Origin of the sequence: Brooklawnia propionicigenes, from assembly GCF_030297015.1 — a bacterium.
In the GTDB taxonomy this organism is placed as follows: Bacteria; Actinomycetota; Actinomycetes; order Propionibacteriales; family Propionibacteriaceae; genus Brooklawnia; species Brooklawnia propionicigenes.
Genome location: NZ_AP028056.1, coordinates 2,201,141 through 2,212,321, shown reverse-complemented (window position 1 = coordinate 2,212,321; position 11,181 = coordinate 2,201,141). Strand labels below are relative to the sequence as shown.

Sequence of the window (11,181 nt, the reverse complement as noted above, 5' to 3'; positions counted from 1 at the left end):
GGATAGTCCCTCGAGCACCTCGCGTGCCTCGTCCTCGGTAGCTGGCCGGTCAAACAACAAGGTCGCCGTGACGATCCGGCCATGATCGCGCCGTTCCACGAAACGCCATCGGTAGCCGGCAGCCTCCAACTCCACCAGCGCTCGCCGCGTCGCGACCTCCCCAAAACCCCGAGACAAGAACTCCCGATAGCTCTGCGACGCACCAGCCGGCCGCGCCCTGATCCAGACCAGCAGCCCAAGCGCCAGCGCGGAGATCGACATGTCCAAAGACACCTGATTCGAGACCGTGACTGACCCAGCGGGCGCCAAGTAGTAGCTAGCACCAGCCACGTCACCCCACCTCCCCGCCCGGCCGTGCACCGGGCACGGGCTCGAAGAAGCGCGCGACCGGCACGTCGAACCAATCGGCGAGCTCGACCAGCTCCTCCGCGGAGAACGGAAGGCGCCCCACGAACCGCCCTGACACCGCGCTTTGGCTAACACCCAACCGCAGGCCTATGTCCAGCTGTCGCAAGCCTCGGCGGGCGGCCTCAGCTCGGACGCTCGCGCCGATCCGTCGCCTCACTTCTACAGCATCTTCCATACTGGCAGCGTATTAACTACATTGCTACGCGTCAAGCTCTTGAACTAATGTCACAAATACGAACTCAGTTCTACTGGTGCGCTCGGCCTGCTTTTAGTACGCTATCGGCATGAGCATCGTGAACCTGGTTCAGGAAGAAACGCTCGCCGAGCGAGTGGGCGGCGAAGTGCGCGGACTCTGCGCGAGGTTCCACCTCAAGCAGTCAGATCTCGCCCGATTGCTCAACATCTCCCAAGGATCCGTGTCGCTGCGCTTCCGCGGCGTGCAGCCGTTCCAGCTGCACGAGATCGAGATGCTCGCCGAGTACTTCAGCACGACAGCGCAAGTGCTCATGGGTTTCGAGACCGAGCCTCGTCCGCGCAAGCCGATGTCGCCCGAGCAATGGTGCGCCCACAGGGGCTCGAACCCTGGACCCGAAGATTAAAAGTCTCCTGCTCTGCCAACTGAGCTATAGGCGCTACGTGCAACCACAAGGGTAGCGGATCGGTCTCCCAGATTCACGACGAGCCCGCCGCAAGATGCGGCAAGCCCGCCCGCGACATAGGCGCAAGTCGACCAGTCAATCCAGCCTTCGCCATCGCGATAGGCTCCCATCCATGGACCGCCGCATCCCACTGCCCAGCGCACCGAACACGCGCGATCTCGGCGGGCTGCCCGTTGACGGCGGAATCGTCCGCGCACGCCAGATCTATCGCTCGACGATGCTCGCCAATCTCAGCGACGAAGATCTGCCCATCTTCGAAAGCCTCGGCGTCACCATCATCTACGACATGCGCACCGAGGGCGAACGCATCTCCGCCCCCGACCGTCTGCCCGCCGGCATTGAGGTCACCGGCCTCGACGTGCTCGCTGACCATTCCACGGATGCCGCAACCAGCATCGGCAATCTCGGCACGAATCCGGAGTTACTCGATGACGTACTCGGGAGCGGCCAGGCCGAAGCGTTGATGGAACAGACCTACCGCGATTTCATCACCCTGCGCTCGGCGCAGGTGTGCTACCGCGACTTCTTCCATGGCCTCGCCTACCCGAACCGCGCCGGCGCCGCGCTCGTCCACTGCACCACCGGCAAGGACCGCACCGGTTGGGCCGCGGCCTCCTTACTGCTCCTACTCGGGGCGGACGAGCAGACCGTCCGCGACGACTATCTGCAGAGCAACACCGACCTACTTCCAGCCCTGCAACCCCTGTTCGACCTTGCCGCCGCCCAAGGCATAACGGCCGATCTGCTGCTGCCGGTTCTGGGCGTCCGCGAGAGCTACCTGGACGCGGCGCTCAATCAGGTCGATTCTCGGTTCGGCAGCATCGAGGGCTACTTCACCACCGGCCTGGGGCTGGATTCCGGGACTCTTGACGCCCTGCGATCCCGGCTCATCGACTGAACCGACCGGGTGCACGATCAGCCAGGAATTGCACGACCAGCCAGGAATAGAGAACGGGCCGACGCGTCCTCCCATCCGGAGAGACGATCGGCCCGTCGCTGAAGCGGGGTGAGTGCTAGCGCCGCACTAGCTGTTGCGGCGACGATTGAGGTACCAGGCGGCGCCGATCGAGGCGGCCACGGCGACGATTGCCAGGGCGGCCGACTGCACCGTGGTGCTGGCCAGGCTGACCACACCGACCAGGAGGAGGACCACCAGCGCTGCAGCTCCCACAGCCAACCAGCTCAGGTTCTGCGCTCCGTGCGCAGCCACCGTCCGCTGCGCGGAATGATTCGTTGTTGGGTGCACCAACGCTGCCATTTCAATGCCCTCTCAAAACAAAAACGCGGCCCTCGTACGGGGACCGCGTCGACTTCGTATGGTTAGACCATACTCCGGACAGCATCGAAACCTGTAACAAACCAGCGTTCAACGACATTTGAACTGCAACTGAGTTTCAGTCAGTTACAAAGTGCGTAGTGCCCCGGCTCTCGGCCTGCGTCCACCCAACAAGCCGCGCTAGCCGGACGATCTACTCCGCACAGACCACGCCATCGCAGCCTCATGCTCGGCGACCAACCACCCAGGCGCACCCTCACCCAGCCGGGCATCGGCCACCGGGCCACCCGCCGCCAGCGAGTCGAGATAGGCCCGGTCCCGCTCGAATCGCGCCCGGACCTCAGCGCCCCCGCAGGCCACTCCCCCGTGCCCGGGAACCAGCACCTCGCAGCGATCACCCGCCAGCCGGGCAAGCCTATTGAGGCCATCCCAGTAGTCTTCGAGAGGATCACGCCCGGCCAGATCGAGCAGCGGCACCTCATCGTCCGAACACATATCGCCGGCGATCAAGACCCCGTCCCCAGGCACGAATAAGCCGAGATGCCCGGGCGCATGCCCGTCATGGACGACGAACTCCACCTGTGGGCCGTCCCACTCGATCCGACCCGACCGGCCCCCATCACGCAGCGACGACACCACCCCGAGCAGCGCAGCATCGCAATCCGGCACCTCGGCCACGGCCTCCGCGCGGCAGGCGGACAATCGTCCGGGCTCGGCCAAGAACTCACAACCGCGCCCCGAGGCCAACCGGGGCACCTCCCCCAGCCCCGTCGACCACAACAGATGATCCCAATGCGGATGGCTCGACACGGCCAGCGCGCATCGTCCGAACCGCTCACGAATCTCGGCGCCCAGCGTCGCGAGCTCATCGGTGTGAACTCCGGGATCGACCAGCAGACAACCGTCAGAACCGGCCACCACTACCGTGTTCATGCGGCAGAAGCGGCTGGTCGCGGTCCAGCAGCGCTCGCTGATCCGTTCCACCGGGCACCGGCTCAGGCGGGCAGCAACTCGTCGAGCACGTCCGCAACGCCCGATTCGCTACTCGGGGCGGTCACCTCGTCGACGATGCTCAGCAGCTCGGGCACTCCATCGGCGACCGCGACCGAGTAGCCGGCGACCTTCATCATCGGGATGTCGTTGTAGTTGTCGCCGAACGCCACGACCTCGCCGAGCGGAATGTCGATCGCCTCGCACAGCCCGCGCAGCGCGCTGCCCTTGTTGACATGCCTGGCGGTGAACTCCATCAGGAAGTCGGCCGACAGCATCGCCTCCCCCTCGTGAGCGAACTCGGTTCGCATCGCCCGGCAGAGCTTGGTGAGTTGCTCCTTGTCGCCGCCCACCAGCAGTTTCACCGGCACGAAGTCGAGAGCGGAGAAGTCGTGCACCTTGACCACGTCCAGATCGTTCGAGTCCGCCTCGAAACGCACCGCGAAGTGATCGGGCTGGTCGCTGAGCAGCCGACGGCCGTGGTGAATCATGACCGCTGCCCCGGCATCGGCGCACATTCGTGCGGCGCGGGCAGCCAGGTCGAGTCCCAGCGGATGACCGAACAGGACTTCCTCGTCCCAGGCCTGTACGGCCAATGCCCCGTTGTATGCGATGAAGTACAGCCCGCCCAGGTCGATGGCGTTGCGCTTCAGCTGCACCTGCAGACCGTGCACGCTTCGTCCGGACGCGACCGCCAGCACCGTGCCTTGCGCCCGCACGCGCTCCAACGCGGCGCGGGTGCGGTCGGGAATCGTCGCACCGAGCGGCACTAGAGTGTCATCCCAATCACTGGCAACCATCGAATAGCTCACGAGCGCGATCTCCTTCCGCAGGCGGCATCGCCTCCTCCATGATCCCAGATTCCCTCGCCGTGAGGCCTTAAGCTCATGGCTGTGGACGTCCCCGAGGCCACCAGCCCAACCCTTCCGGATGTCCTGACCGACTTACGAAGGAGTGCATTCATGACAGATCCAGCGCTCGACGCCGCGACAGCCAAGCTCACCGCCGACGGCGCCGCCTCCTCGGTGATCGCCGCCTTCATCGACCGCTACAACCGGCTGGCCAGCGGTGAGACCGGCTATGTGTATGAAGCCGATCTCGAGCCGCTCACCAATCCGCCGATGCTTGCCGATCAGGAGCTCGGTGACGCCGCGACCCAGGCGCTCGCCCAGACTGCGGTGGTGCGCCTCAACGGAGGGCTCGGCACCTCGATGGGGCTGGCCGGACCAAAGTGCCTCATTCCGGTGCGCGATGGGCTGAGCTTCCTCGACATCGTGGTGCGGCAGATCCTCGCGGTGCGCGAAGCCCACGGGGTGCGGCTGCCGCTGCTACTCATGAACAGCTACAACACGTCGGCGGCCTCACTGGCGGCGCTCGAGGCCTACCCCGACCTCGCGGTCGGCTCGCTGCCGCTGGAATTCGTCCAGAGCCGCGAACCCAAACTGCTGGCCGACACCCGGATGCCCGCCAGCTGGCCGGCCAATCCCAACCTCGAATGGTGCCCACCCGGCCACGGCGACTTCTACCCCTCGCTGTATGCCAGCGGCCTGATCACCAGACTGCTGGACGAGGGCTTCCGCTACCTGTTCGTGGCGAACATCGACAACCTCGGCGCGGTACCCGACCCGCGGCTGGCAGGGTGGTTCGCCGCCAGCGGCGCGCCGTATGCGGCCGAGGTCACCGAACGCACCGAGATGGACCGCAAGGGCGGCCATCTGGCCCACCGGATCTCCGACGGACGCCTGGTGCTGCGCGATACCGCGCAGGTCAGCCCGGGCGAGATGGACTCCTTCGTCGACATCGTCAAACACCCGTGGACGCACACCAACAACCTGTGGCTCGATCTGCAGCAGGTGGTCACGGTGCTGGACGCCAACCAGGGCACGCTCTCACTGCCGTTGATCATCAACAAGAAGACGCTCGACCCTGCCGATGCGACCTCCCCTGCTGTGGTGCAGCTGGAGGGAGCCATCGGTGCTGCGGTCGAGGTCTTCGACGGCGCCCAGGCGATCGGGGTGCCACGCAGCCGCTTCCTGCCGGTCAAGGCGACCGCCGATCTTCTGGTGCTGCGCAGCGACGTCTACGAGTTCACCGATGATGCCCTCCTGGTCGGACGCGAGATCAGCCCGACCGTCCGCCTGGATCCCGACTACTACAAGCTCATCGACGACTTCGAGGCGCGGTTCCCCGATGGCCCGCCCTCACTGGCGCAGGCCCGTTCGCTTCATGTCACCGGCGATTTCACCTTCGGCAAAGGCGTCGTGGCGCACGGCGACGCAGTGCTGACGACCGATACCCCGCAGCGCATTCCCGACGGCACGACGATCTAGGGACGCCATCACCGGGGACGAACCCCCAGCCTCGAGGTTCGCTCGGAGCAGAACGGTCGACCGCCGGCCACGCGATTGACATTGCGGCGCACGCTTATGCTCCTTTCGAAGGTGTAAAAGCCTTCATCAGGGTTGTTACTTTCGAGGCAAGACCTGAGACGCTATCGCGCAATAGTCGCGCGGTGCAGTCTCAGGTCTTTTTTTGTTTTCCGGGCAGATTCAAGGAGGAATAGCTGGCTAAGCCTGACTACCAACTGGTAGCCGACCAGGTGCTTGCCGGCGTTGGCGGAACCGAGAACGTCGCCAGTGCCTCCCATTGCATCACGCGGCTTCGGCTCAAGCTCAAGGACGTCAGCAAGGCCGACAAGGCCAAGATCGAGTCGATCAACGGAGTCTTGTCGGTCGTCGAAGCAGGCGGGCAGTATCAGGTGGTCATCGGTGATGAGGTACCGGTGGTCTACGACTACTTCACCAAGGCCGCCGGTATCTCGGGCAGCGGCGAGGTTCCTCCCGACGATGATGCTCCCAAGGGCAATCTGCTCGACCGGTTCATCGAGTTGATTTCGTCCATCTTCTTGCCGATCCTGTGGCCGCTGGCCGGTATTGCGCTGCTCAAGGCCTTCTTGTCGATGGCGGCGCAATTCGGCTGGATAGACACCGCGGCCAGCACCTACGCGATCCTCAATGCCACCGCGGATTCGGTCTTCTATTTCCTGCCGATGTTCCTCGCCATCACCGCGGCCAAGCGTTTCAAGGCCAACCAGTTCACCTCGTTGGCCATCGCGGGCGCGCTGGTCTACCCCACGATCGTGGCCCTCACCGCGAGCGCCGACCCCGTGACCTTCTTCGGCATCCCGGTCGTCATGATGTACTACACCTCATCGGTCATCCCGATCATCTTCGCGGTGTGGATCCAAGGGCATCTGGAGCGGATACTGACCAAGGCTCTGCCGGCCATGATCCGCAACTTCACCGTCCCGTTGATCACCGTGCTGGTGATGGTGCCGCTCACGCTCATCGTTGTCGGACCCATCACCACGGTGGTCGCCAGCGGTATTTCGGCCGGTGTTCAGTTCCTCTTCGTCCACGCCCCGTGGGCTGCCGGCGCGATCGTCGGTGGCCTGTGGCAGGTGCTGGTGATCTTCGGTCTGCACTGGGGTCTGGTTCCGGTGATCATCAATGACCTCGGCACCCTCGGCTACTCCCTGCTGGCCGGCCCGCTGCCGCCGGCCGTGCTCGCCCAGGCCGCGGCGGCCGTTGCGGTCGCCATCCGGACGAAGTCGAAGGCCCGCCGTGAGGTTGCTCTGCCGGGCGCCGCTTCGGGCTTCCTCGCCGGTGTGACCGAGCCGATCATCTACGGTGTCAATCTCCCGATGCGACGGCCGTTCTACTTCGGTCTGGCCGGTGGCGCCGTGGGCGGCATGATTGCCGCGATCGGCGGCTCCGCCACCACGACATTCGTCGTCCCCTCGCTGCTGTCGCTGCCTGCCTACCTGGGCCAGGGGAGCTTCGTCATGCAGCTGCTCGGCATCGCAGCCGCCGTGACCATCGCCTTCGTGCTGACGCTCCTGTTCGGTGTGACCAGCCAGAACGACTCCCCCGACGCCGGCCCCGACGAGGCCCTTCCGGTCGAGGAAGCCGAGACCGAAGAAGCCTCGGCGCGCGCGCTGACCGGCATCACCCGCAGCATCGTCAGCCCGGTCAACGGCCGGCTGATCGCTTTGGCCGATGTCCCGGACAAAGTCTTCGCGTCCGGCGCACTCGGCGCGGGCGTGGGCATCGTCCCGTCCGACGGCCATTTCGTGGCTCCGATCGCCGGCACCGTGGTGACCGTCTTCCCGACCGGTCATGCCTATGGCATCAAGTCGGACGACGGCATCGACCTGCTCGTCCACATCGGCATCGACACGGTCGCGATGAAAGGCGACGGCTTCACCGCCGAGGTGACCAAAGGACAGCGGGTGAACGCCGGCGACGCGCTGGCCACGGCGGACCTGGCGAAGATCTCCGAGGCCGGGTTCGACCCGACGACCATCGTGGTGGTGACCAACACGAAGTCGCTCGGCGCCATCACGGCCGAGCAGCCCGGTCAGGTTGCCGCCGGCGATGCCGTGCTGGCCGTGGAGGCCTGAGTCCGATGTGCTGCTGCGAACTCTCCGCGCTCCCCGAGGGCTGCTTGCGGGCGCGGAGCGTTCGGCGATCGATTAATCTGGCGACAGTCTGACAAGGGACATCGCATGGAGATCCGCAAGGTACTGAACAACAATGTTGTTCTTGCCACCGACTCGGATGGTTCTCAGGTCATCCTCACCGGGCGAGGCCTCGGCTTCCAGAAGTCGGCCGGCCAGCAGGTGGACGCGTCCAAGATCGTCCAGGTCTTCACTCCCACGAGCCGTGAGGACTACGTGACGCTGCGTGACTTCCTGGTCGACATCTCACCGGAGTATGTCGGATTGGCACGCATGATCGTGGACGCCGCTGAGGCTGCCTGGCAGACCACCTTTCCGCAGGCCCTCATCGTCGCGCTGGCCGATCACCTGGTCTTCGCCGTCAAGCGCGCGGAGACCGGGACGGTCACCGCGCACCCGTTGAAGGCCGAGGTCTCGCACCTGTTCCCCAACGAATACCAACTCGCACAGCGCTCGGTGGCGATGGCCCGCGAACAAGGTCACCTGCCACTCAGCGATGAGGACGCGGTGGCGATCACTCTGCATTTCGTGAATGCGCTTGCCTTCGCCACCAGTGACCTGTCGAAGACCTTCGCGATGACCGAGATCCTCGCACAGGTCTTCGACGTGCTCGAATCGGCCTACGACCGCGACTTTGCGACCGAGGACGTGAACACCGCCCGCTTCATCACGCATCTACGTTATTTCTTCGCCCGCGCCGCCAGCGGGCAGCAACTGTCGGAACAGCCGCACGCGTTCAACACCAGCGTCCGTGACTCGTTCCCCGAGGCAGCCCAAGCGGCGCAGAAGGTTCGCGCGGTGCTGGAACTGAGGCTCGGCACCACGCTGACCGAAGACGCAGCCACATATCTCATCCTGCATATTGCCCGGCTCACCGGGAATCTGAGAAAGGACCCCAGATGACCCCGACCACGCTCACCGCCCAGCCGTTCCCCGAAGGATTCCTGTGGGGCGGCGCGACCGCCGCCAACCAGTTGGAGGGCGCCTGGAACGTCGACGGCAAGGGCCCGTCCATCCAGGACGTGATGCCGCACGGCATCATGACCCCGCCCACCGATGAACCGACCCCCGACAACCTCAAACTCGAGGGCATCGACTTCTACCATCGCTATCGCGACGACATCGCGCTGTTCGCCGAGATGGGCTTCACGGTCTTCCGCTTCTCGATCGCCTGGAGCCGCATCTTCCCGCAGGGGGACGAGACCGAGCCCAACGAGGCCGGTCTGGCGTTCTACGACCGGGTACTCGACGAGTGCGAGAAGCACGGCATGGAGCCGCTGGTCACCATCTCCCACTACGAGACCCCGCTGCATCTGGCCAAGGCCTACGACGGTTGGACGAATCGCGAGCTGATCGGCTGCTACGAGCGCTATGCCCGCACCCTGTTCGAGCGCTATGGCCAGCGGGTGAAGTATTGGCTGACGTTCAATGAGATCAACTCGGTGCTGCATGCGCCCCTGATGTCCGGTGGTATCTGGACTCCCAAGAAGCAGCTGACCAAGACTCAGCTGTATCAGGCGATTCACAACGAGTTGGTGGCCTCGGCGTCGGCTACGAAGATCGCGCGTGAGGTGGCCCCGCAGGCGAAGATCGGCTGCATGATCTTGGCGATGCCGACCTACCCGCTGACCCCCGATCCGGACGATGTCTGGGCTGCCCGGCTGGCCGAACACGACAGCTACGCCTTCGGGGACATCCACGTCCGCGGCGCCTATCCCGGCTACTACCTGCGCAAGCTGCGCGAGGAAGGGATCGAACTCGAGATCACCGATGCCGACCGGGAGGTCCTGACCAACACCGTCGACTTCGTCTCGTTCAGCTACTACATGAGCGTCTGCGAGACCGCCGACCCCGCCAAGAGGATCGTCGGCGAGGGCAACCTCCTGGGCGGTGCGAAGAATCCCACGCTGCCGGTGTCGGAATGGGGCTGGGCGATCGACCCGGTCGGCCTTCGGATCGTCCTCAATGACTTCTGGGAGCGCTGGCAGCTGCCGTTGTTCATCGTGGAGAACGGGCTGGGCGCGGCCGATGTGTTGACCGAGATCGACGGCGTTCCGACGGTGGACGACGGTTATCGCACGGCCTATCTACGCGAGCATCTGGTGCAGGTACGCGAGGCGATCGCCGATGGCGTGGACCTGCTCGGCTACACCTGGTGGGGCCCGATCGACCTGGTCAGCGCGTCCACGGCGCAGCTGTCGAAGCGCTACGGATTCATCTACGTCGACCGCAACGACGATGGCTCCGGCACTTTGGAGCGGTACCGCAAGAAGTCGTTCTATGACTACCAGGAGATCATCGCGTCCAACGGAGCCTGCCTCTAGGCCCAACCGCGGCCCTCTAGGCTCAACCGCGGCCATGGTGCCGGGGCCCGCCTTACGGACCCGGCACCGAGTCGCCGAGACCAGTGCCAGCTACCGGGACCCCGGGGCTGGCGCTGGTCTCGCGCCGACGTGTGGGCGACGAGCGCCCGAGATCAGAGCAGCGTGTCGATCGGCTGATGATCCATGTCGTCGAAGCTCTTGTTCTCGCCGGCCATCGCCCAGATGAAGCTGTAGGCCTGAGTGCCGACACCGGAGTGGATCGACCAGCTCGGCGAGATGATGGCCTCATTGTTGGCGACGATCAGGTGGCGGGTCTCGTTCGGGTCACCCATCAGGTGCACCACGCGAGCATCGTCGGGAACGTCGAGATACAGATAGCACTCGGTGCGGCGATCGTGGGTGTGGGCGGGCATGGTGTTCCACATGCTGCCGGAGTGCAGCTGGGTCAGGCCCATGACGATCTGGCACGACTGGATGCCGTCCTCGTGGATATAGCGGTTCAGGGTGCGGCGATTGGCGTGCTCCTGATCGCCCAGCTCGCGGATGTCACCCTGACCCGGCAGCACCGACGCGGTCGGATAGCTGGTGTGCGCCGGCGCACTGAAGAAGTAGAAGAGCGCCTTCTCGTCATGCTCGGAGGCGAAGCTGATGTCGCGGACACCGCGTCCGATGTACAGGCAGCCGCCCTTGGGCAGTTCGTGCCGGTCGCCGTCGGTGGTGACCACGCCGGTGCCACGAATGACGAACACGCCCATTTCGCGGCCCTGCAAGAAGTAGTCGGCCCGCACTTCCTCGGGGGCCTGCAGCCACAGCGGCTCGTCGATCGGGGCGGCGCCGCCCAGAATCACGCGATCCTCATGACTGTGAACCAAGATGATCTCGTCGTCGACGAACAGATTCGGGACGAGGAAGTTGGCTCGCAGTTCCTCGGTGTTCATGCGGGACGTTTCGGCCATGCTGACCGAATGACGGTTCTCCATGTTGTCGAAGCCTTTCGTTGCTCTG

Annotated in this window: 11 protein-coding genes and 1 tRNA gene; 6 read left to right on the top strand and 6 right to left on the bottom strand. The window is 64.9% G+C overall.

The genetic code is table 11. The features are described from left to right. Positions 1-331 precede the first annotated feature (331 nt). Positions 332-583 carry a helix-turn-helix domain-containing protein gene (locus QUE25_RS14880; RefSeq protein ID WP_425332708.1) on the bottom strand — a complete coding sequence of 84 codons (252 nt, stop codon included), beginning with the start codon at positions 581-583 and terminating at the stop codon, positions 332-334. A 109-nt stretch (positions 584-692) separates the two neighbouring features. Between QUE25_RS14880 and QUE25_RS14875 the strand changes: the two genes are divergently transcribed. Beyond that, positions 693-1,007, top strand: a complete 315-nt coding sequence (locus tag QUE25_RS14875) for a helix-turn-helix domain-containing protein (RefSeq protein ID WP_425332770.1) — start codon at positions 693-695, stop codon at positions 1,005-1,007. On the opposite strand, the gene QUE25_RS10075 is transcribed toward QUE25_RS14875, so the two are convergent. Then, positions 966-1,041, bottom strand: a tRNA-Lys gene (locus QUE25_RS10075). The genes QUE25_RS14875 and QUE25_RS10075 overlap by 42 nt on opposite strands. Positions 1,042-1,179: 138 nt before the next feature. Between QUE25_RS10075 and QUE25_RS10070 the strand changes: the two genes are divergently transcribed. Then, positions 1,180-1,965: a tyrosine-protein phosphatase gene (locus tag QUE25_RS10070; protein ID WP_286264602.1), complete on the top strand. Its 786-nt coding sequence runs from the start codon at positions 1,180-1,182 to the stop codon at positions 1,963-1,965. Positions 1,966-2,091: 126 nt separating this feature from the next. Here QUE25_RS10070 and QUE25_RS10065 read toward each other — a convergent pair whose 3' ends face one another. From QUE25_RS10065 to QUE25_RS10055, 3 genes are all read right to left on the bottom strand, one after another. Next, positions 2,092-2,325, bottom strand: a complete 234-nt coding sequence (locus QUE25_RS10065) for a hypothetical protein (protein ID WP_286264600.1) — start codon at positions 2,323-2,325, stop codon at positions 2,092-2,094. Between the two features lie 198 nt (positions 2,326-2,523). Continuing rightward, positions 2,524-3,276, bottom strand: coding sequence for an MBL fold metallo-hydrolase (locus QUE25_RS10060; protein WP_286264599.1), 753 nt, complete (start codon positions 3,274-3,276; stop codon positions 2,524-2,526). A 62-nt stretch (positions 3,277-3,338) separates the two neighbouring features. Then, positions 3,339-4,145 (bottom strand): HAD family hydrolase, encoded by an 807-nt coding sequence (locus QUE25_RS10055; RefSeq protein ID WP_286264597.1) that lies wholly within the window; start codon positions 4,143-4,145, stop codon positions 3,339-3,341. Positions 4,146-4,295: 150 nt separating this feature from the next. Between QUE25_RS10055 and QUE25_RS10050 the strand changes: the two genes are divergently transcribed. The 4 genes from QUE25_RS10050 to QUE25_RS10035 all read left to right on the top strand — a co-directional run bounded on the left by QUE25_RS10050 (position 4,296) and on the right by QUE25_RS10035 (position 10,176). After that, a complete protein-coding gene (locus tag QUE25_RS10050) occupies positions 4,296-5,663 on the top strand; it encodes a UTP--glucose-1-phosphate uridylyltransferase (RefSeq protein ID WP_286264594.1) in 1,368 nt (455 codons plus the stop codon). A 233-nt stretch (positions 5,664-5,896) separates the two neighbouring features. Beyond that, entirely contained in the window at positions 5,897-7,795 is a 1,899-nt protein-coding gene (locus QUE25_RS10045; RefSeq protein ID WP_340312742.1) for a beta-glucoside-specific PTS transporter subunit IIABC, read from the top strand. Positions 7,796-7,900: 105 nt separating this feature from the next. After that, positions 7,901-8,755 carry a PRD domain-containing protein gene (locus QUE25_RS10040; RefSeq protein WP_286264592.1) on the top strand — a complete coding sequence of 285 codons (855 nt, stop codon included), beginning with the start codon at positions 7,901-7,903 and terminating at the stop codon, positions 8,753-8,755. Continuing rightward, positions 8,752-10,176, top strand: a complete 1,425-nt coding sequence (locus tag QUE25_RS10035) for a glycoside hydrolase family 1 protein (protein ID WP_286264590.1) — start codon at positions 8,752-8,754, stop codon at positions 10,174-10,176. Before QUE25_RS10040 ends, QUE25_RS10035 begins: the two co-directional genes overlap by 4 nt. 152 nt (positions 10,177-10,328) lie before the next feature. On the opposite strand, the gene kduI is transcribed toward QUE25_RS10035, so the two are convergent. Continuing rightward, on the bottom strand, positions 10,329-11,156 hold the full coding sequence (gene kduI / locus QUE25_RS10030; RefSeq protein ID WP_286264588.1) for a 5-dehydro-4-deoxy-D-glucuronate isomerase: 828 nt from the start codon (positions 11,154-11,156) through the stop codon (positions 10,329-10,331). Positions 11,157-11,181 lie beyond the last annotated feature (25 nt).

Bases quoted from the DNA above. Each gene is read 5' to 3' on its own strand.
- QUE25_RS14880 (WP_425332708.1), bottom strand. From the start codon at position 583: ATGGAAGATGCTGTAGAAGTGAGGCGACGGATCGGCGCGAGCGTCCGA.
- QUE25_RS14875 (WP_425332770.1), top strand. From the start codon at position 693: ATGAGCATCGTGAACCTGGTTCAGGAAGAAACGCTCGCCGAGCGAGTG.
- QUE25_RS10070 (WP_286264602.1), top strand. From the start codon at position 1,180: ATGGACCGCCGCATCCCACTGCCCAGCGCACCGAACACGCGCGATCTC.
- QUE25_RS10065 (WP_286264600.1), bottom strand. From the start codon at position 2,325: ATGGCAGCGTTGGTGCACCCAACAACGAATCATTCCGCGCAGCGGACG.
- QUE25_RS10060 (WP_286264599.1), bottom strand. From the start codon at position 3,276: ATGAACACGGTAGTGGTGGCCGGTTCTGACGGTTGTCTGCTGGTCGAT.
- QUE25_RS10050 (WP_286264594.1), top strand. From the start codon at position 4,296: ATGACAGATCCAGCGCTCGACGCCGCGACAGCCAAGCTCACCGCCGAC.
- QUE25_RS10040 (WP_286264592.1), top strand. From the start codon at position 7,901: ATGGAGATCCGCAAGGTACTGAACAACAATGTTGTTCTTGCCACCGAC.
- QUE25_RS10035 (WP_286264590.1), top strand. From the start codon at position 8,752: ATGACCCCGACCACGCTCACCGCCCAGCCGTTCCCCGAAGGATTCCTG.
- kduI (WP_286264588.1), bottom strand. From the start codon at position 11,156: ATGGAGAACCGTCATTCGGTCAGCATGGCCGAAACGTCCCGCATGAAC.